The organism is Phytoactinopolyspora halophila, assembly GCF_003287285.1.
GTDB classification, from domain to species: domain Bacteria; phylum Actinomycetota; class Actinomycetes; order Jiangellales; family Jiangellaceae; genus Phytoactinopolyspora_A; species Phytoactinopolyspora_A halophila.
On record NZ_QMIG01000046.1, the window covers coordinates 14,500 to 35,384 of the forward strand.

General features: G+C 66.3%; 17 protein-coding genes and 1 pseudogene. 5 read left to right on the forward strand and 13 right to left on the reverse strand.

Annotated features, from left to right (window positions below):
* Positions 1-20 precede the first annotated feature (20 nt).
* The 9 genes from DPM12_RS21700 to DPM12_RS21740 all read right to left on the reverse strand — a co-directional run bounded on the left by DPM12_RS21700 (position 21) and on the right by DPM12_RS21740 (position 10,482).
* On the reverse strand, positions 21-947 hold the full coding sequence (locus tag DPM12_RS21700; RefSeq protein WP_112260440.1) for a helix-turn-helix domain-containing protein: 927 nt from the start codon (positions 945-947) through the stop codon (positions 21-23).
* A 50-nt stretch (positions 948-997) separates the two neighbouring features.
* A complete protein-coding gene (gene ilvC / locus DPM12_RS21705) occupies positions 998-2,017 on the reverse strand; it encodes a ketol-acid reductoisomerase (protein WP_112260458.1) in 1,020 nt (339 codons plus the stop codon).
* A gap of 149 nt (positions 2,018-2,166) precedes the next feature.
* On the reverse strand, positions 2,167-2,700 hold the full coding sequence (ilvN, locus tag DPM12_RS21710; RefSeq protein WP_112260441.1) for an acetolactate synthase small subunit: 534 nt from the start codon (positions 2,698-2,700) through the stop codon (positions 2,167-2,169).
* A gap of 63 nt (positions 2,701-2,763) precedes the next feature.
* A complete protein-coding gene (locus DPM12_RS21715) occupies positions 2,764-4,608 on the reverse strand; it encodes an acetolactate synthase large subunit (RefSeq protein WP_281269696.1) in 1,845 nt (614 codons plus the stop codon).
* 485 nt (positions 4,609-5,093) lie between these two features.
* Positions 5,094-5,333: a hypothetical protein gene (locus tag DPM12_RS21720; protein ID WP_123788409.1), complete on the reverse strand. Its 240-nt coding sequence runs from the start codon at positions 5,331-5,333 to the stop codon at positions 5,094-5,096.
* Positions 5,334-5,435: 102 nt separating this feature from the next.
* On the reverse strand, positions 5,436-7,109 hold the full coding sequence (locus DPM12_RS21725; RefSeq protein WP_211659223.1) for an alpha/beta hydrolase: 1,674 nt from the start codon (positions 7,107-7,109) through the stop codon (positions 5,436-5,438).
* Positions 7,110-7,140: 31 nt separating this feature from the next.
* Entirely contained in the window at positions 7,141-7,665 is a 525-nt protein-coding gene (locus DPM12_RS21730; protein WP_112260445.1) for a type 1 glutamine amidotransferase domain-containing protein, read from the reverse strand.
* Positions 7,666-7,713: 48 nt separating this feature from the next.
* The gene (locus tag DPM12_RS21735; RefSeq protein ID WP_112260446.1) at positions 7,714-8,193 is read right to left on the reverse strand and encodes a Dps family protein; all 480 of its coding nucleotides are present in this window, start codon (positions 8,191-8,193) and stop codon (positions 7,714-7,716) included.
* 1,200 nt (positions 8,194-9,393) lie between these two features.
* Positions 9,394-10,482, reverse strand: a complete 1,089-nt coding sequence (locus DPM12_RS21740) for a phosphotransferase family protein (RefSeq protein WP_112260447.1) — start codon at positions 10,480-10,482, stop codon at positions 9,394-9,396.
* 272 nt (positions 10,483-10,754) lie between these two features.
* Between DPM12_RS21740 and DPM12_RS21745 the strand changes: the two are divergent.
* Positions 10,755-12,731 (forward strand): annotated as a pseudogene (locus tag DPM12_RS21745) (chorismate-binding protein); the annotation flags it as partial.
* A gap of 371 nt (positions 12,732-13,102) precedes the next feature.
* Here the strand turns inward: DPM12_RS21745 and DPM12_RS21750 are convergent.
* The 4 genes from DPM12_RS21750 to DPM12_RS21765 all read right to left on the reverse strand — a co-directional run bounded on the left by DPM12_RS21750 (position 13,103) and on the right by DPM12_RS21765 (position 17,066).
* The gene (locus DPM12_RS21750) at positions 13,103-13,669 is read right to left on the reverse strand and encodes a pyridoxamine 5'-phosphate oxidase family protein (protein WP_112260449.1); all 567 of its coding nucleotides are present in this window, start codon (positions 13,667-13,669) and stop codon (positions 13,103-13,105) included.
* Between the two features lie 28 nt (positions 13,670-13,697).
* Complete coding sequence (gene ilvD / locus DPM12_RS21755; protein ID WP_112260450.1) at positions 13,698-15,452, reverse strand: dihydroxy-acid dehydratase; 1,755 nt, start codon at positions 15,450-15,452, stop codon at positions 13,698-13,700.
* A 74-nt stretch (positions 15,453-15,526) separates the two neighbouring features.
* A complete protein-coding gene (locus tag DPM12_RS21760) occupies positions 15,527-15,850 on the reverse strand; it encodes a cupin domain-containing protein (protein ID WP_112260451.1) in 324 nt (107 codons plus the stop codon).
* Between the two features lie 127 nt (positions 15,851-15,977).
* Positions 15,978-17,066, reverse strand: coding sequence for a WD40/YVTN/BNR-like repeat-containing protein (locus tag DPM12_RS21765; RefSeq protein ID WP_112260452.1), 1,089 nt, complete (start codon positions 17,064-17,066; stop codon positions 15,978-15,980).
* Between the two features lie 214 nt (positions 17,067-17,280).
* On the opposite strand from DPM12_RS21765, the gene DPM12_RS21770 reads away from it, so the two are divergent.
* From DPM12_RS21770 to DPM12_RS21785, 4 genes are all read left to right on the forward strand, one after another.
* The gene (locus DPM12_RS21770; RefSeq protein WP_112260453.1) at positions 17,281-17,580 is read left to right on the forward strand and encodes a hypothetical protein; all 300 of its coding nucleotides are present in this window, start codon (positions 17,281-17,283) and stop codon (positions 17,578-17,580) included.
* Between the two features lie 135 nt (positions 17,581-17,715).
* A complete protein-coding gene (locus DPM12_RS21775) occupies positions 17,716-19,530 on the forward strand; it encodes a hypothetical protein (protein WP_123788408.1) in 1,815 nt (604 codons plus the stop codon).
* A gap of 4 nt (positions 19,531-19,534) precedes the next feature.
* Positions 19,535-20,095, forward strand: coding sequence for a hypothetical protein (locus DPM12_RS21780; protein ID WP_112260455.1), 561 nt, complete (start codon positions 19,535-19,537; stop codon positions 20,093-20,095).
* A 135-nt stretch (positions 20,096-20,230) separates the two neighbouring features.
* The gene (locus tag DPM12_RS21785; RefSeq protein WP_112260456.1) at positions 20,231-20,821 is read left to right on the forward strand and encodes a PadR family transcriptional regulator; all 591 of its coding nucleotides are present in this window, start codon (positions 20,231-20,233) and stop codon (positions 20,819-20,821) included.
* The last annotated feature ends 64 nt before the right edge of the window (positions 20,822-20,885 follow it).

The window sequence follows — 20,885 nt, forward strand, 5'->3', positions numbered from 1 at the left end:
TAGGCGACCTATGTAGTCGCCTAGTGTTCATGATCAGCGGAAGGGGGCAGACGGGATGGGAGCGGGAGATGGTTGGATGCACCGGGCGAGCGGGGCCGATACGCCGTCGGCGTCACGCCGGTGAACATCCGGAACTCGTTGATCAGATGCGCCTGATCGTAGTACCCGTGCTCGACAGCCACCGTGGACCAGTCGCCGTCACCTGCACCATGACCGCCGCCAGCGCCGGCGTCGTCGTACCCGTTCACCGCCCGCAGCACTCGCTGCAGCCGCCGCACCCGCGCGAAGGCCTTGGGGTTCAGCCCGACGGCCGAGCGAAAGCGCCGATTGAACGTCGTCGAGGTCAACCCTGACCAGTCGACGACCTCGTCCACGCGCGCTCCCGTGGAGAGGCGTTCCACCGCCTTCCCGACCAGGGAATCCGGAGCGGAGACCACGCGCTGCAGCAAGACGGACTCGAAGACCTGCAGCGCGCTCTCCGGGGTGCGCTGCTCCAGCAACCGTTCCCGCAACACCGCGCCATCCCGGCCCCACAGCGAATCGAGCGCGATCACCGGCTCGGCCAGCACGTTCGCCGGCGGGTGGAAGAACGCCGCCGCACCTCCCGGCCGAAAGGCCACTCCGACGGTGGCCCGCTGATCGGCATTGTCGATGATCAACGGACGGGTGAGCGCACCGATCAGCCCGCTTCCCGACGTGCGATGCGCCGCCCGCACCGCACGAGCGCCGCCGTCCTCGTCGTCGTGGCCGGGCTCTTCGCGATGGTGTACGTCGTGGTGGTCGCTGTCGAACCAGCGCAGCGTGTCCTCGTGGAGGTTCACCACGAGCTGGGCGGCTCCCGTCGGGATCGTACGCTCCCGGCCGGGCGGCAGCGGCTCGTCGATGTACCACAGCACGTCGACGAACGGCGCCAGCACCGGCGACGGCTCCCGGAACAGGCTGACCATGACCCGTCCAGTCTACCGTCGCCGCAGTGCTGGCACCTCCGGAAGTCGCCTCAGCGGGCGGCGGTGCCTTCCGTGTAGTCGTCGTCGGCGGGCTTGACCCAGCTCATGAGCGTGCGCAGCTCCTTGCCGGTGGCCTCGATCGGGTGCGCCTCGGATTCGGCGCGCAGCCGCTTGAACTCGGGTGCGCCCGCGTCCTGGTCGGCGATGAACCCGGCGGCCCACGACCCGTCCTGGATGGCGGCCAGCGCGTCGCGCATACGCTGCTTCACCGACTCGTCGATGATCTTCGGGCCGGTGGTGTAATCACCGAACTCGGCCGTGTCCGACACCGACCAGCGCTGCTTGGCGATACCCCCCTCGTACATGAGGTCCACGATGAGCTTGAGCTCGTGCAGGACCTCGAAGTAGGCGATCTCGGGCTGGTAGCCGGCCCCGGTCATCACCTCGAACCCGCTCTGCACCAGTCGCGACACCCCACCGCACAGGACGGTCTGCTCGCCGAAGAGATCGGTCTCGGTCTCTTCGGCGAACGTGGTCTTGATCCCGCCCGCGCGCAGTCCGCCCAGGGCCTTGGCGTAGGCGAGGGTGAGTGGCCACGCGTTGCCGGTGGGATCTTGCTCGACGGCGACCAGCACGGGCACGCCACGACCATCGACGAACTCGCGACGTACCAGGTGGCCGGGGCCCTTGGGCGCGACCATGGCGACGTCGACGTCGGCCGGCGGCTTGATGTAGCCGAAGCGGATGTTGAAGCCGTGCCCGAAGAACAGCGCGTCACCGTCCTGCAGGTTCGGCTCCACGTCCTGCGTGTAGATGTTCCGCTGCACGTGATCCGGGGCGAGGATCACGATGAGGTCGGCCTCGGCGGCGGCCTCCGCGGGGGTCACGACGCGCAGGCCTTCATCCTCGGCGCGCTGCCGGCTTCGCGATCCTTCCTTGAGGCCGACGCGTACGTCGACACCGGAGTCGCGCAGGCTCAGGGCGTGGGCGTGGCCCTGGCTTCCGTAACCGATGACGGCAACGACCCTCTGTTGGATGGTCGCCAGGTCCGCGTCATCGTCGTAGTACATCTCAGCCACAGTGGGCGTCTCCTTCACTCGATTACTGATCCCGAATGATCATGTTTGGTACGTTTCCTCGGGCCGTAACACGTCTGCAGTCGTGTCATGGCCCGAGAAAACGTGCCATACATGATCATTCAGAAATCGGGGCGGTAGGGTCAGGCGGTGCGTTCCAGGCGGTCCAGCGGGCGCAGCGTGCGGTCGGTGATGGATCGCGCACCCCGGCCGACGGCCACCACGCCGGATTGTACGAGTTCGCGGATCCCGTACGGTTCGAGCACCCGAAGCAACGCCTCCAGCTTGTCCGTGGAACCCGTGGCCTCGATGGTCACCGCGTCGGTCGAGACGTCGACCACCTTGGCCCGGAACAGCTCGACGGTCTGCAGGATGTGCGGCCGTGTCTCGCTGTCGGTTCGCACCTTGAGCAGCAGCAGCTCCCGCTGCACCGAACTCGCCGGCTCCAGCTCAACGATCTTGATCACGTTGACCAGCTTGTTCAGCTGCTTCGTCACCTGCTCCAGCGGGGATTCCTCGACATCCACGACGACGGTCATCCGCGACACCGAGGGATACTCGGTGGGACCGACAGCCAGCGAGTCGATGTTGAAGCCCCGCCGCGAGAACAACGACGCGATCCGGGCCAGCACACCGGGCTTGTTCTCCACCAGCACCGACAACGTGTGTTTGCTCATCTGTTCCTCACTTCTTCCCTGATCGAGTGGGACGGCGGCTCGCCACCACGACCCCGATGTTTCTCAGTCGTCGCTGCGGTCCCACTCCGGCGCCATGCCCCGCGCGATCTGGATCTCGTCGTTGCTGGTACCGGCGGGCACCATGGGCCACACCATGGCGTCGCGGTGGACGCCGAAATCGACGACGACGGGGCGGTCGTTGATCGCCATCGCCTTCTCGATCGCCGCGTCCACGTCCGCGGCCGTTTCGCACCGCAGCCCGACGCAACCGTAGGCCTCGGCCAGCTTGACGAAGTCGGGAACGCGCTGGCTGTGCAAGTCGGTGTTGGAGTACCGCTCGTTGTAGAACAGCGTCTGCCACTGGCGCACCATGCCCAGGCTGGCATTGTTGATGACCGCGACCTTGATCGGGATGCCTTCCAGCGCACATGTGGCCAGTTCCTGGTTGGTCATCTGGAAGCAGCCGTCACCGTCGATGGCCCAGACGGTGGCGTCGGGTTTGCCCATCTGGGCGCCCATCGCCGCCGGAACGGCAAAGCCCATGGTCCCGAGACCACCCGAGTTCAACCAGGTGCCGGGGTTCTCGTAGGAGATGAACTGCGACGCCCACATCTGGTGCTGCCCGACCCCGGCGACGTAGAGGGCTTCCGGGCCGGCGATCTTCCCGATCCGCTCGATCACGTACTGCGGCGCCAGCTCACCGTTTTCCGGGGTCGCGTACCCGAGCGGGTAGCGGTCCCGCCACTGGTTCAGCTGGCTCCACCAGCCCGTGTAGTCGCCGACGCGGCCTCCGGCGTGCTCGGCCTGCACCGCGGTGGCGAGGTCGTTGATGACCTCCTTGCAGTCGCCGACGATCGGCACGTCGGCCACCCGGTTCTTGGAGATCTCGGCCGGGTCGATGTCCGCGTGCACCACGGTTGCTCCCGGCGCGAAGCTGGACAGCTTGCCGGTCACGCGATCGTCGAACCGGGCACCCAACGCAACGATGAGATCCGACTTCTGCAGCGCGGTCACCGCCGCAACGGTCCCGTGCATACCCGGCATGCCCAGGTGCTGGGGGTGGCTGTCCGGCAGCGCCCCTCGCGCCATCAACGTGGTGACGACGGGCACGCCGGTCAGGTCCGCCAGCTGGCGCAACGCGTCCCACGCCCGGGCGCGCAGCACGCCGCCGCCGACGTAGAGGACCGGCCGCTTCGACGACACCATCAGCCGCGCCGCCTCCCGGATCTGCTTGGAGTGCGGTTTCGTCGTCGGGTGGTAGCCGGGCAAGTCCGTCGTCGACGGCCACGTGAACTCGCACTGTGCCTGCATCGCGTCCTTGGCGACGTCGACGAGGACCGGTCCGGGGCGGCCGGTCCCGGCGATGTGAAACGCCTCCGCGATGGTGCGGGGGATGTCCGCCGGGTCGGTCACCAGGTAGTTGTGCTTGGTGATGGGCATGGTGATGCCGCGAATGTCCGCCTCCTGGAAGGCGTCGGTGCCGATGGCGGCGCTGGGCACCTGACCGGTGATCGCCACCATCGGGACCGAGTCCATGTGGGCGTCCGCGATCGCCGTCACCAGGTTCGTCGCCCCGGGACCGGAGGTCGCCAGGCACACCCCCACGCGCCCCGTCGCCAGGGCGTATCCTTCCGCCGCGTGGCCCGCACCCTGTTCGTGCCGGACCAGGATGTGGCGGATCTGGCGGGAGTCGAAGAGGGGATCGTAGGCGGGGAGTACCGCGCCGCCGGGGATGCCGAATACGGTATCGACACCGACCTGCTCGAGGGAGCGGATCAGGCTTTCTGCGCCTGTCATCGTCATTGCGTCGTCACGCTGTTCGTGCCCCATTGCCGGCCTCTTCTGCTTCATCGACTCGTGGTCCGCCTTCGGATGTCCATGCGTTCTCTCGGAAACTCTCCCTAGCAACAAAAAATCCCCTCGGCCCGAGGGCTCACGAGGGGTAGCGCGTCGGCGGTGGTTCGCCTACGCGCTAATGAGGTACGAGAATGCCGAATCGCACGGAAGTACAGTGACCCAGATCGTCGGTGCGCGTCAACCACATCGAGCGATTGTCTCAGCATCCGATCACTTGTTCCGAATGGCGGGCAGCCGGGAGGCCGGGTGGTGGGGCGTGAACGGACTGCGCGACCGCTGCCGAACCTCCCCCGTAAGGTCCGGCAGCGAGCTTTCGCCGCGCATCCATCGTCACGCTCCTCGCACCCGGCGACATTTCGAGCAACATGGCCCCGGCAGCAACTCTTCGTGACGTGTCCCGCCAAGTGAAGTCACTTTCTGTGATAAGTGACAGACATCACATTACAACGAGTCATGCGTTGCCACGAGTGAGTTTCCCTAACGTTCACCGGGCCAAACGAGCCCACCGGCATCGATCGCGTGCTACGTCCGCGCCCTCACTCACCGGCTGCACTACGACCGTCGTCACCGCCGGCCGCGCTACGACCGTCCAGGCCCTCACGCCGAATCCGCGCGTTCGCGTGCTCGACGATCCGTGCCGCATCGTTCAGCACCCCGCTCTCCACATCCTCCGCACGGCTGCGACGCAGGCCAACATGACGCGTACTCACGAGCACGATGACGAGAACGAGCAGCAGGGCGGCCACGGTCCCGCCGCCGACGATCCACGGTTGCACGACGGATCCCGCCTTCCACACCTCTCGGGTATGGGTGTTATGTCCAGTCATACCCGCCGAGCGGCACCGCCGAATCATCGAATGTCGCCAGGCCCGCCGCACTCACCGATCAAAGCGCTCCCCCAGGAGCTCACGCAGCGCCTGCGTGTCCTCGTCGGTCCACTCGTCGGGCGCCGCGACAGCGGCCCACGCGTCGGCATACTCCTGCACGTAGACGTGGCCGAACCCGGCGGGCACCTCGCCGGCGACAAACATGTCCATGGTGACGAGCCAGAACGTGACGAACGGGAGCCATCGGATCTCGTCGAGAACATCCGGGGCGCGCGGCTCGCGCAACCAGTCCGGGCGGTGCAGGACGAGCTCGGGCGACCACCACACCACCGCATCCGAGGCATGCTGCAGGTAGAGCACGCGGGGGTGGTCCCAATCCGGGCCCAGGTCCCATACATCGTTCTTAGCGTCCTTACCGCTCTTACCGGTGGACCACCGCACCTGCCGGCCATCGTCGACGATCGGCCTGCGTTCCAAGGAGCGGGGATCGCGATACCGCACGAGGTCGCGTGCCACCTTGGTGGAATTCGGCGTCGCCACCCACAAGGCACCATCGGTACGCGCAACCATGTCCTGCAACCCGCTGAACGCGCTCTGCCCGCCGTAGCTGCCCAGCGACTCGCCTTGCACCAGCAACAGCGGCCGCTGCTCGACGGGTTGCTCCGTCCACGCCGCGTAGATCGTCTCGAACACGATCCGTCCGGCCTCGGAGATGGTGTCCTGGTCGGACAGGAAGCTCAGCCAGCTCGAGACGTTGGAATACTGCATGGCAGCGATGGCGGTGTCCCCGCCATGCATCATCTCGATCGCCTCAGCGGCGACCGGTTCGACGTGACCACTGCTCGTCGGAGTGACGACGACAAGAACCTCGCGGTTCCATGCGTCGGTGCGATCGAGCTCGTCGACGACGAGCTCGGCCGCGCTGGTCAGATCGCCGGCGGAATCGAGACCGGCATACACCCGGATCGGTAGCCGGATATCAGCGCTGTCGAGTGCATCACTCCGGCTGGCAAATGCTTCGAGCTCTGCGAGCGACGGTCCGCCGGCCACGAACTCCCGCCCTTGCAGGCTCAACGACTCCCAGGGGACGGCCGACACTGCTGATCCGGACCGCTCGGCATGTGCCGGTCGTTCGATGCCGGCGTTCTGGTTCTTCTCCACTACGTGCGCGAGCCGGTTCATGCCCGTCACGAGCCATTCGCCGATCGTGCCGTTGAAGACAAGAACGGCGGCCACCACCGCGACGGCGATCCCGGCGACGTTGACCGCTCTCTCTGGCAACCAATGCTTGAGCTGTCCCACACCTCGCCGGACCAGCCAGCGCGCCCCCCGGGCAAGGACCACGGCGAGAACGGCGACGACGGCCGCGCCCGGCGCCACGGCGACGAACACCGGCTCCACCCCTGGCATGCCGAATCGCTGACGCAGCTCGCCTTGCCAGGCCGCGCCGAGCAGCATGCCACCAACGATCGCCACAGCACCGGAGGCAGCCAGCGCCCACCATCCCAGCCGGCGTGTCCGCGCCGACCACTCCGGGTGCACACCCGAGCGCCGCGCCAGCCAGGCGATCGCCACGCCGATCCCGTAACCGAGAGCGACGGTGATTCCCGAGAAGAGCGCCTGGACGAGCCACGGCCTCGGGATCAGGGACGGCAGCAGGGACAGGAAGAAGGCGACAACCCCACCGGCCATCCCAAGCGCAGAAATGGCCCTGCGCTCACTCACGTGCCCCTCCGGCTGTGTCTGCTCCCTCCTGTCAGCCTACTGCGGCCGGTGCGCGCAGCTCGGCCAGCAACGCGTCACAGAAGGCGGGAAGATCGTCCGGCTTGCGTGAAGTGATCACGTTGCCGTCCTTGACCAGTTCCTCGTCGACCCATTCCGCGCCGGCGTTGACCAGATCTGTACGCAACGACGGCCACGACGTCACTCGCTTATCGCGGAGAACGTCGGCTTCGGCGAGGACCCACGGCGCATGGCAGATCGCGGCCACGGGTTTTCCGTCGTCGTGGAACTTACGTGTGAGCGCGACCGCCTTCTCGTCCGTGCGTACCTTGTCCGGTGAATATCCACCAGGAATGACGACCGCATCGAAATCGTCGGCGCTGATGTCCGATGTGCCCGTGTCCGCCGTGATCTTCGTGCCGTTCTTGCCCGTGATCTCCTTGCCAGCCGAGCTGCCGACGATGACGGCCTCGTGGCCGGCCTCACGGACTCGGTCGTAGGGAACCTGGAACTCCGAATCCTCGAAGATGTCGTCGACGATGAATGCGATACGTGGCATCCCTACCCCTCTCTGTGCTCTCGTCGGGCACGTCCTAGAGGCGCCGGTTCACCTCTTCGACGCCTCCGTGTTCTGGAAGGCGGCAAGCATCCAGCGGCGCTTCTCCAGCACCCGCAACAACTCGAGCGCGATGTCCTGGCTTGCCAGGTCGATCGACTCCAGCGGTCCCAGAGTTTCGCGTGTCCGGTCGATGAGGGCGTCAAGTTGTTCGACGATCAGCGCGAGAACCTTGTCGTCAGAGACGAACCCCTCCGGAAAGTCCGGGCTGGCTTGCGCGACGGCCTGAGGCCGCCCATCGACCGGCACACCGAGCGCGACCAGACGCTCGGCGATCTCGTCGGCATACGTGCGCGCCTCGGAGACCACCTCGTCCAGCTTCTCGTGCAACGGCGAGAACTGCCGCCCGTAGAGGTGCCAATGCGCCTGCTTGCCGTTCAGCGCGAGCGCGATCAACTCGGTCAGCAACGGTTCGAGCTGTTCTGCGACATCGCGTCCAGAAACGCGGTTCGGGCTTTCTGGTGCTGTCATGACTCTCGACCTCCCACCAAGGAGTGCTTTTCCGACAGCTCCGATGAGCTGGCGGCAGGGTCGGCGGACCAGGTGCCACTTGCGGACGTGTGCCGACCCCGCCCCGAGAGATGGCCAGCTTCTCTGCCCATCGTAGCGCCGTCACCGTGCCCGTACCCGCGAAATGCGCCCATAAACCCGGCGCCACCAGCCCACACACACCACTTCCGAATGATCATGTTTGGTACGTTTTTCCGGGCCGTACCACGTCTGCAGACGTGGTACGGCCCGGAAAAACCTGTTGGCGCACGTGCCAATGGAAGGCTTGTCATGTCTCAGGAGTTCGGTGACGGCCGGGTCTGAGGACTTGAGTGACAGGGTGGTCGATTTGTTGTAGCGGCGGGTGGGGTCGATGGTGTTTGGTGGCGTCAGCGAGGCGTCAGCATGTACTGCTCATCAGTGATGAGCGTGAAGCCCGTCGTGCGCGAGCCTGCCGGTCGGGGCTTGCTCTTGATGTCCTGGGAGATCCACGGCGACGACACATGAACAACCCACTCGTCTGGAGATGTGAACTGCGCTCTGGCCACCCCTAGGTTGCCTGTGTTGCCAGACCATACTGTCTGACCATTCGACGTGATCTGCACGTCAGCTCCTGGCAATCCCATGGAGGTACAGTTTGGAACGTCACCCTCGATGGGTTCCGCATCCCGCGGCTGGCATACGTTCACCATCACACTGATGCGCACGTTTACCTCGGCACTGGGCGTTTGCGCAGGAAAGGCATCTGCAGCCCCATCTGCATCCCTGCCTGTACAGGCAGCCAGCAGTCCCAGAACAGCCGCGCAAAGAAGGACACACAGACGCATCATCGTTCTCGTGATCCTCTCACAGGCACCTCCGGATGATCGATCCTGTGATGACGGATCACCCGGGATGCCAGCAGAGGCTGGCTTTCAGCAGCGGGTGCCCGGCCCGGATTGGTCCCTATTCCAATCGTTATCGCGTCATACTCCCAACTGACACCACAACCGTTGAGACCGATGTGGAAACCGTTGGCCTGAAACCAGCACCGTCACCGATCTCATGAGACTCCATAGCTAGTAGAAGATCTGGACGGACATACCGGAGCCGGGCGAGATCACCGCCGGCACAGACAAGGCCGGGCGAGATCACCGCCGGCACAGACAGGGCCGGGCTCGTCGTCGGAATGGCCGCGCGAGTTCATCGCCGCGAGAGGTAGGCGAGCTCGTCGTCGAGCTGTGCGAGCACGTAGCGGCGAACCGGCCCGTGCTCGACCGGATCGAATCCACGCGGCACCCCTTCCGTCACCATGATCAAATAGAGGTAGACGCGGTACAGGCTCAGCCGGACGGTCTCGGAGTCGCTCAGCTGACGGCCGAGGAAACCATCGAGCACACCCGGAACCGTCGCCGGATCCGCGAAGAACGCCAACGACGTCAGCTCGGCAATGGCGTCGCCGTAGAAGGCACGTTCTCCGTCGATGATTCCCTCGACGCGATAGCTGCCATCTCCGTCGTCGACCACGAAGACGTTGCCGTCCCACAAGTCGAAGTGGACAAGCACCGGTGTGGCGACCTCGTCGAGCAGCACAGAATGCCGTTCCACCAGCTCACGGATCCGCACCGGATGCTCTGGCAGCTCACACCCGTGGTCCACCGCATCGGCGAGAATGTCGTCGACCATGGTGAGGAACGACGCTCGCCAGCTCGCCGACCGGGTGCGCCCGTCTCGGCGTGGGTATCCGAACTGCGTGCCGATCACGCGTCGTAGCCGGGTGCAGATCTCGCCGATCTCCCGCCGCACGGCTTCGAGCTGCCCGCGCGTCATCGTTTCGGCGACGGATCCCAACGGCTGTCCCCGTAGCCTTCGTGTCAGCAGGTACCCATGGTCGGGTTCGGCGACGACGAGCTCGGGCAATGGCACTCCTGCCGCACCTGCCCGCCGGTAGAACTCGATCTCGGTGTGAATGAGGTCGACCTCGTATCGCAGCAGCGCCGGCCCCGGCTCCGGTGCAATCTTGAGTACCAGTTCGCTGCCGTCCGTCAGTGTCACCGCGTGCACGGTGCTGAAGTAGCTGTCGGTGAATTCCGACGAAGCGAGCACCTCGGCATCGGGACCCAGGCCGTGCTGAACGAGCGCCGCGATCTCGTCGGGGGTCATGCGTCGTTTCGTCAGGCTTTGCACCTCAGCAGTATCACCGCCATTACCCGCTCCCGTATAGACGGGACGCGGCATGACGACGAGGCATGCGACATCGCCAGCATGATCGTCCACGATTCCCGACACCATGATGTCGACGATCGGCGGTGATCATCGTAGGCGCATGTGCCGGGCCAGTGCTCGGCAGGTGCGGTCTCTGCTCCCTGCCAGTCGGGAGACACACCGGCCACGCTATGATCGTCTCCATGTACGTGCCCGTACTCGGTTCCTGGTGGCCCGCCAGATAGGCGGCGCCACGCACGCGCGTACATCCACGCAGCGGCCGCCTCGTCCAGGCGGCCGCAGGGCTCCTCCCTGTGAACTCCCGGTCGAGGCGCATCGACCACGAAGGAGTTCCGCAGATGATCCCAGAGCTCACCGCCCTGCTCGCCAGTCCGGCACCTCCCCCGTTCGCCGTGGTGCGCCGCGAAGGACGGGAGGGCGTCGAACTCATGCTCGGTGACGTCATCGACGTCGACCAGCTCGCCGATGTTCCCTTGCCATCCGTGCCGGGGACCGCCGATACGGCGCCGGGCTCCCGGAGCGATTCCGGCAGCACAGCCGCGACCGACAGCTCCGGGACCGGCGGCACCGCCGCGACGGGCGGCTCCGGGACCGACACCACCGACGCTTCCCAGGTGCTCGCGCTGATCCCCTACCGCCAAGTGAGCGAGCGCGGCTTCGCCTGCCACGACGACGCGGCACCCGTGCGCTGCCTCGTGGTACGTGATCGGCATGTTCTCGATGTCGAGGACTGTCTCGCCGCGATTCCCGACGCCCCGCTCGACGTCACCGCCGACGGTTTCGACATCGACGACGACGCCTACGCCCGCCTCGTCGGCGATGTCATCCGGGACGAGATCGGACGCGGTGAAGGTGCCAACTTCGTCATCCGCCGGGATTATCGAGCCCGGATCCACGGAGCATCCCCACACGTGGCCGCGCTACGGCTGTTCCGCCGCCTGCTGATCGGCGAGCCGAACGCCTACTGGACGTTCGCCGCGCACACGAACGACGGCACCATGGTGGGAGCGACGCCCGAACGACATGTGAGCGTTGCCGGGGGCACCGTCGTCATGAATCCGATCAGCGGCACCTACCGCCCACCGGATGGTGTCGCCACACCGGACGGCTTGCTGCGTTTCCTCGCCGACCCCAAGGAGACGGAGGAACTGTTCATGGTCGTCGACGAGGAACTGAAGATGATGAGCCACGTCTGCGATCGCGGTGGCCAGGTGCTCGGACCGTTCCTCAAGGAAATGGGTCACCTGGTACACACCGAGTACCTGCTGGAAGGCCAGACCGACCTCGACGTGCGCGACGTGCTTCGGGAGACGATGTTCGCGCCGACCGTGACCGGTTCCCCTCTGGAAAACGCCGCACGCGTCATCACCCGGTACGAGAGCAGCGGACGGGGGTATTACGCGGGTGTGGCCGCGCTGCTCGAAGCCGGTAGCGGAGGTCGAGTCGACGTCGACGCGCCGATCCTGATCCGCACCGCATACATCGACCCGGCGGAAGATGCCCATGATCCCGCGGGAGACGCCCACGGCCCTGCGGGAGATGTCCGCGTTCCCGTTGGAGCCACCCTGGTACGGCACTCGATCGCGGCGAACGAGGTAGCAGAGACACATGCCAAGGCCGCGGGGATGCTGGCCGCTCTGGGGCTGCTCCCGCCCGCTGCCGGGAGTCTCACCGAGAGTCCTGCCGGGAGTCTCAGCAGGAGCGCCGCCGGGGGCCATCGTGGCGACGACGGCGCCGAGGCCGGCCCTGACGATCTTCGCGCCGAGCATCCCGAGCATCCCGGGCATCCCGGGCATCCCGGGGGTTCCGCGGGTTCCGGGCGTTCCGCGCGGTTGGCCGATCATCCCGGCGTCACGGCAGCGCTCGCAGCACGAAACGCCACCCTCGCCCCGTTCTGGTTGCGCCGGCAGGACACAGCCCGGCGAGATGATCTCGCCGGGTGTTCCGCGCTGATCATCGATGCCGAGGACCGCTGGACAGCCATGCTCGCGCACCTGCTGCGGCATCTCGGCATGGCAGCCGACGTGTGCTCGTGGGACGGGAAGCCCGGCGACGCGGCTCGGCACGATCTGCTGATCTGCGGACCCGGTCCTGGTGATCCGCGTGACCTGCACAACCCTCGAATGGCCCGCATGGATGCGCTGGTCAGGGCTCGCCTCGAGGCCGAGCGGCCGCTGCTCGCGGTGTGCTTGAGCCATCAGGTCCTCGCCGCTCGTCTCGGCCTGCCGATCGCTGTCCTGGACCAGCCGTACCAGGGCACCCAGCTGGAGATCGATTTCTTCGGCCGCAGGACCCGCGCCGGTTTCTACAACACGTTCGCCGCCTGGACATCCGTACCTTCGCCCCATGATCCGCGACGCCCATCGGACTCGTGGATGCCCACAGCGCCAGCGCATGGAGAGGTCACCGCCTCGCCAACTCTCGGGACACCGCCAGGCATGCGGATCGCGGCTTCGTCACCGGGCGTGGAAATCGCCGCCGACGACGCTACCGGTGAGGTCTACGCGCTGCGGGGGCCGGGGTTCGCCTCGGTGCAGTTCCATGTGGAATCGATCCTGTCCGTTGACGGCGTGGACCTGCTCGCCGGGTTGGTACAACACACGATGACGACAACATCGAGCCGCACCGGCGGAGCGCAGTAGTCTCCGCAACGGCGTCCTCTTGACGGGCTGCCCGTTTCGACCGGCTACCCGTGCTGCGCCGGGTCGTAGTCGAATGCGGGCAGTCCATCCAGGCTGACCCGGTTCTTCTTGGCTCGATAGGCGACCTGACCATCGGCCCCCTTGCGTTCCATGTGCGCGGGAAGCATGTCGCGTTCTCCGACGTACTGCATCAGCGGAACGCCGAACCCGCACGAGTCGGCAACGCGGTGCACATCGACGACGATCACCGCGCGAGCGCCTCGCCGCTCCGGGAACAGTTCAACCAGTTCCGTGAACTCGTCGTCGTACATCGGCACGACTCGTCCGGTGCCGTGCAGCCGCAGGACGTTCGGCGGTCCCTCGAAGGCGCAGAACATCAGCGTGATCCGGCCGTTCTCACGCAGGTGTGCGATGGTTTCGGCGCCGCTGGCCGTGTAGTCGAGATACGCGACCCGATGCTCGTCGAGCACGGTGAACGATCCGTCGATGCCTTTGGGAGAGACGTTCACGTGCCCACCTGGACCCGTGGGCGCGCTCGCGACGAAGAACACCTTCTGATTCGCGATGAACGTGGCCAGCCGCTCGTCGATGCCGTCGTAGACCTTGCCCATATGATTCCCGTCCACGCCGCCTTTCGGGTCAGTCGCAGACGGCGCCGTTCGCCGCCGACCCCACCAGCTTCGCGTACTTGGCCAGGACACCTCGGGTGTACTTCGAGGCCCGGGGAGCCCATCCCTGCCGCCGGCGCGCTAGCTCGTCCTCGTCGACCAGCAGGTCGAGGGTGTGTCCCGGCACGTCGAGCCGGATCGGATCGCCGTCCCGGACGAACGCGATCGGACCGCCGTCGACGGCTTCCGGAGCGACGTGGCCGATGCACAGCCCCGTGGTACCTCCGGAGAACCGGCCATCGGTGACGAGCAGGACGTCCTTGCCGAGCCCGGCTCCCTTGATGGCCCCGGTCACGGCCAGCATCTCCCGCATGCCCGGGCCACCCTTGGGACCTTCGTAGCGGATGATGACGACGTCGTCCTTCTGCAGTTCTCCGGCGGAGACGGCGTCCATGGCGGCCTGTTCGCCGTCGAATACCCGGGCCCGTCCGTCGAAGACTTCGGCGTCGAAACCTGCCGTCTTCACCACGGCGCCCTCCGGTGCGAGCGAGCCACGCAGGATGGTCAGGCCACCCGTCGTGTGGATCGGGTCGGAGAGCGCGTGGATGATCTTGCCATCGGGGTCCGGCGGTGCGATTTCGGCGAGGTTCTCCCGCACGGTCTTGCCGGTGACGGTGAGGCAATCGCCGTGCAGCAGCCCGGCGTCGAGCAGCGCACGCATGACGACGGGCACGCCGCCGATGCGGTCGACGTCGGTCATCACGTACCGGCCGAACGGTTTGACGTCGGCCAGGTGCGGAACCTTGGCGCCGATCCGGTTGAAGTCGTCGAGTTCGAGCTTCACATCGGCTTCGTGGGCGATGGCCATCAGGTGCAGCACCGCGTTCGTCGAACCGCCGAGCGCCATGACGACGGCGATGGCGTTCTCGAACGCCTCCTTGGTGAGGATGTCGCGCGTGGTGATCCCCCGGCGCAGCAGCTCGACGACGGCCATGCCGGAGCGGCGCGCGAAGCCATCACGACGGCGGTCCACCGCCGGCGGCGCGGCGCTACCGGGCAACGCCATGCCCATCGCCTCTGCCGCGCTGGCCATGGTGTTCGCCGTGAACATACCACCACAAGCACCTTCACCAGGGCAGATGGCCCGCTCGACCTCGTCGACTTCCTCCCGCGTGATCAACCCGCGTGCGCAGGCCCCGATGGCCTCGAAGGCGTCGATGATGGTCACGTCGCGGTCGCCGACCCGCCCGGGCAGGATGGAGCCGGCATAGAGGAACACGGCAGCGACGTCGAGGCGTGCGGCGGCCATGAGCATGGCCGGTTCCGACTTGTCACAGCCGGCCAGCAGTACCGCGCCGTCGAGGCGTTCCGCACCGAACACCGTCTCGACCGAATCCGCGATCACCTCGCGTGAGACGAGCGAGTAGTGCATGCCCTCGTGGCCCATGGAAATGCCGTCGGACACGGAGATGGTGCCAAATTCCAGGGGATACCCGCTCGCGGCGTGAACGCCGTCCTTCGCGGCCTTGGCCAGCCGATCGAGGGAGAGATTGCACGGTGTGATCTCGTTCCACGACGATCCGACCCCGATCTGCGGTTTCTCCCAGTCGTCGTCGGTCATCCCGACGGCACGGAGCATGCCGCGCGCGGCAGCACGCTCGACGCCATCGGTGACCGTCCGCGAGTGTGGCTTGATATCCGGCTTTCCGGCTCCCGAGCCGGTGGCGTCGGAACTGGATGGGGTGGAACTGGTGGAACTGCTCGGCGTCGACGATGTACCGGTCATGGCACCCAACGCTAGACCCGTCGGCTGGCCGACGAGACGCGAGGTCCGAAATCCGGACGACTACGCGGCCGCGGCTAGCCGAGCCCGACGGTGAGGATCACCACCGAATCCAGGTCCGCGACGAGGTCATGGCGTTGCGGAGGAACGTCCACGAGCGCACCCTCGGGCACCCGCACCGTACGCTCCGCCGCGCGGATCGTGACTCCTCCGCGCAGGCACAAGATGGTGGCATCGCCCGGGCTCTGGTGCTTGTCCAGCCGCGTTCCCGCCTTCATCGCGGTCAACGTCTGGCGAAGCCGGGCCCCGCTGTGCAACGTTCGCGATGATCGGCCGTTCGAGGAGTTGCGGGCCGCTTCCAGCAGGTCCGTGCCGATCGATTCCAAGACCATCTCTGCCATGACCCCATCCTCCCCGTCTATGCGCCCGCCCGCCAGTCGCTCAGGACAAGGCGATCAGGGCAAGCCGCTCAGGACGCGACGGGCCATGGCAAGGCGGGTCCGGACGAGGCCGCTCATGGCACGTCGGTCAGGGCAGCAGGGCGGCCCGCACGCACAGCACGTCCGGCAGGTGAGCCAGGATCTGCGACCAGCTCTCACCCTCGTCGTTGCTGGCATACACGGTGCCGTCCCGCGTGCCGAGGTAGACACCGGCCGCGCCGGGCACGTCGTCGACGGTCATCGCGTCGCGGAGCACCGACGCGTAAAAGACTCCGGGCTCGCTCACCCGCGTTCCATTCCACGACGCGCCGCCGTCGTCGGTGCGCCACACCTGCAACGTCCGCTCTGGCGGCATGCGCTCCATGTCGGCGCTCAGCGGCAGTGCCCACGTCATGCCGGACCGGTGGGGGTTGCTCACGATCGGGAAACCGAAGTTCGACGGCAGTCCCGTATCGATCGGGGACCAGCTCGCGCCGCCGTCGTCGGAGCGGAACACACCCGGATGGTTCTGCAGGTACAACACGTCGGGGTCGGCGGCATCGCGCACCACCTTGTGCACGCACTGTCCGTACTCGGGCGGATCGCCGGGGAAGAAGTCCGCCGTGATGCCCGTGTTCGACGGGTTCCAGGATTGCCCGCCGTCGTCGCTGGCGTACACGCCGCCGGTGGACATGGCCACCAGGAGACGGTCGTTGTCGGGATGCGGCAAGATCGTGTGCAGTGCCTGTCCGCCACCACCCGGCTCCCACGTGGGCCGGTGCGGATGATTCCACAGCCCCTCACACAGGCTGAACGTCTCGCCGTGATCGTCGGAGCGCCACAGGGCCGACGGTTCGGTGCCGGCCCAGACCACGCCGGGGCGGCCCTCGGTGTCGGGACGGATCTGCCAGACATTTTCCACCGAAGCACCGAGGTTGGACGGGAAGCGGATGCCGCTGCCGTCGGGCGCCTCGTGCCAGGTCGCGCCGAGATCGTCGGACCAGGAGACCGCCGGACCCCAGTGGTCGTAGCTGGCGCCGGCCAGCACCCTGGTGTGGCCTCCCCGCGTGTCGATGGCGCATGCGGCCACGGATTTCATCAGGAGGTGCGGCCCGTCGACCTCCCACGTACGCCGGTCCGAGCTGCGCAGTAGCCACAGCCCCTTGCGTGTACCGACAGCCAACAGCACGTCGCTCATAATGATCACATCCCCACCAGCGAATGTTCCGAACAGGAATATTACTCACGCGGTCCGATCCTGGGAAGACCCGGTTTCGGACGAACATACGCGCCCGGTCCGACACATCCCGATAGTCCGGAAGGCCCGTCCACGCCCCACGAACGCCCTACACCATGTAATCTCTCTTCCGAGCGACTGACAGATAGACGTTCAATGGCATGGGAACACGGGCATGTGCGACGACGATATGCGCCCCAATCCTGCACACGGGGCCATCGAGGAGATATTGCAAGACGCCGAGGCGGTCCAAGCGGACATCGCAGAGGCACTCGACGAGGCGCATCGGATCATGAACGATGGCGAGGCGTGGACCGGCCCCACGACGGCCCAGGCGTTTCTGGACGAGCTGGAGGAGCGCAAGGGGAACATGCCGCGACTCGCCGAGCGTCTCGTGGAAGACATTCGGGACGCGCTGAACAACACTCCTGAAGAAGTCCCCAGCACGACATCGGGCGGAAGCATCCCGGTATGAGCGAATACTCCAGCATCAGCGTCGAAGGTATGGACGACCTCGTCTCAGCTACCCGGTCCGCCGGCCGCACGCTCGGGGAGGACCTGGACAGCTTGCGGAGTCGCATGCGGACGGTGGGACGTGAGCATGGAGGCCATGAACGACATCGACCAGATGGCCGAGTGGGTCGACGATCAGCTCGGCGGTCTGGAGGTGCGCCGGAACATGGCCGTTGGCCTCACCGGGGACCAGCCGACCACCACGATGGTTCAGATCGAGGAACCGCCGCCCTTCGATTCACCCGAGGAAGCCGAACAGCACGGCCGCGAGCTCGCCCAGCAGCTAGAGGAAGACGGGGCGATCGACGCCGACAGGTTCGACCAGCTCATGGAGGATTTCGGGCCATACGTCAACAACCCCGACGTGATGGCGGGTTTCTACATGGAACTCGATCCCCAAGTGACCGAGATGTTGCCGTCCCTGCTCCACCAGAGCGGAGCAGACAACGCCGAGCAATATCTCGAGCAATTCAGCACTGGCCTCGGCACCGCGCTCAGCACCACGGACAACACGAGCTCCACCTCGGATTACTACAGCGAACTCTCGGACGTGCGTGAACACTTCCGCCAACCTGTCGACAGTCCAGGTATGGCCTGGGACCGGCTGGCGATGCTGCAACACGGAGACTTCCCCGCCCGTTTCGTGGCCGACGTCGCCCGGAACGGCGTCCTGGACCAACTGGAAGGCGACGAGTGGGATCAGATCGACTACCGAGGTTCCATGACCCAGAAGCTGGGACTCTCCGGCGACACGCTGGCGCTGGCCTTCGGAGCCCTCGGCAACAATCCGTCCGCGGCGCGCATCGCCCTGGACGAGAAGGCGGACATATCGCTCGAGGAATACACGAACCGGGTCTACGGCATGGAGGGAAGTCGCGGCACCGGTGACGACATCGTCGCCGGCTACGGGCAGGCGCTCGCAGCCGGATCCGGAGCTCTCGAAGACCCGCCGGACAAGGGTCACCACGCCTCCAACTTCGCGTTCGAGGTCATCCAGGTGCTCGGCCAGCACGAAGACACCCCGTGGGGAATGCGCGATCCCATGGGACAGATCGGCGCCGCATACGCGGAAGAGCTGCTCATCGGTTCCTATTCCCACGAGCACGCCAACCGCGAATCGTCGATGGACATCCCCGAAGATTTCGAACTGCCACCCGGGACCGACCCGGCATTCCTCTTGAACCCGGAAGACGTCTACCGGTTCCTGCACGGATTCGCCCACGACGATACGCACTCGCAGGACTTCGACCGCGCGGTCGAGAATCTGTACGAGACCCTTCCCAACCAGGCCATCGAGGCCGATCTCGAAACCACGCAGAACGGGGAGCGAGACCCGCAGAACCTCGAGGCCGTCATGCGGATGTTCGGCACACTGGGAGGGCTGCAACATCAAGCACAAGTCGAGGTCAGGGGCAGCCAGTTCGACGAGGAAGAAGCCCGCAGAAAGCGATTCGCGCAGGTGCGGAACTTCCTCCTGGGCGAAGCGGCCGGCACAACCCGCGTCACGGGTGCCATGTGGAAGGCCATGCAGCTCGTAGCACCCAATGCCATCGACGACGCGCTCGGCAGCAACCCCGATCCGCGAGAGGCCCTGGCCGACAAAGATCTGCGGGTGGGCGTGCTGGAACGCTACACTCTCGCCCAGACCATGGCCGATGCCGGATATCCGACGAGCGAGGAGGCGCCGGCCGACCTGTTCGATCGTGATCCGGAGAAGATTCTCGATGATCCCGAGTACGCGGCACAGGTCATGGAAGATCTCAACGAGTGGACCGAGAACAACTCCGAAGGCGATCCCGAGGACCACACGTTCCCGCTCCAAGACAAGTACAACTCAGCGTGGGACGCGATCGGGAACGGTCGTGGAGACGTCTCGGATCAGATCGCGGACCGCGTGGACTGGCAGGAGTAGGGGCGTGCGAATACGATCTAGCCACGGCCGGTGGCTCCTGGCCGTCGTCGCCGCGTCGGCCCTCCTGGCCAGCTGCACCAGCGAGTCTGACGTCGACATGGACGAACTCGGCCAGCAGCTCAACGAGGACGGCCAAACCATCGTCGACGAATTCGACACCAACGAACCCCGCGGCGGACACATCACGTCCACCAGCCCTGGCGCCGACGCCTCCACCGACGAGGAATGCGGCGACGGCGGCGTCCAGCGCCGCTGGACCCACGAATTCTCATTCGCCTGGCCCGGAGACCCCACAAACGACGACCACGTCAACGACTCTTTCAACGGCGCATTGGACTTCCTCTCATCCGTCTTGAACCCGCTCGGGTATTCGGCCGAGCGATCAGACATGGGCCAAGGCGCCAAGCCCCGGACAGCCGTGTACGTGCGCACCGCTACCGACGAGGAGATCGAGCTGGAATTCCGCGTCGACTTCGAACTCGCCGCCAACCAGGCCGACGACGAGACCATCACAGCCGACTTCACCCTCACCGGCACCACCGAATGCGTAGGCGCCGACGGCTGACGGCGCACCGGACGCGCCGCTGAAGGATCGTGTTCGGCCGGCCGGTTCGGCACCCACTCATGTTCCTGATAGGAATATGAGACCGCCCGATCTCGGTACGAAGACGTACAGGTCGACTCCGTCGGAGAGGAAACGGTGCCGCGCGAATCGTCCGAATTCCAAGACCTCCCACCCACGAGCTACGCCTTGCTCGGCCTGCTCTCGTTCGGGCCCGAGCTGACCGGGTACGAGCTGAAACAGTGGGCCGACTCGACGCTGGGTTTCTACTGGGTGGCGCCTGCCATGAGTCAGGTCTACACGGAACTCACTCGGCTGGATCGGCTCGGGCTCGTCGAGTCCCGCGAGGATTCTCGCGCCGGGCGCCGTCCGGCCCGCCGTTACAAGATCAGCACCGCGGGCCTCACCGAGCTGCGCCGCTGGCTCACCGAAACACCGATCGAGTTCCCGGTGCTCAAACACCCGGCCGCGCTACGCCTGCTGCTCGGGCATCTGGTCGATGTGGATGTCACCCGGCAGATGCTCGACGGCTATCTCCGCCAGCTCGACGAGCGCCGCGCCGCGCTGCAGCAGGTGCGGGACAATCTCGGTGCCGACGCCCAGTACCGCTTCCCCGCCGAGGTGGCCGAGTGGGGCCTGGCCTACTACGACTTCGAGGCGCGGACCGCGGCGGAGATCGCCAGCAGGCTCGCCGATGCCGACCCACCCACCGCTGATCATGAACAGTAGTCGACCACATGGCGGGCTCAAGCGGTGCTTGCAACGTTCATGCTTAGTGGTGGAGGTGGGCGTT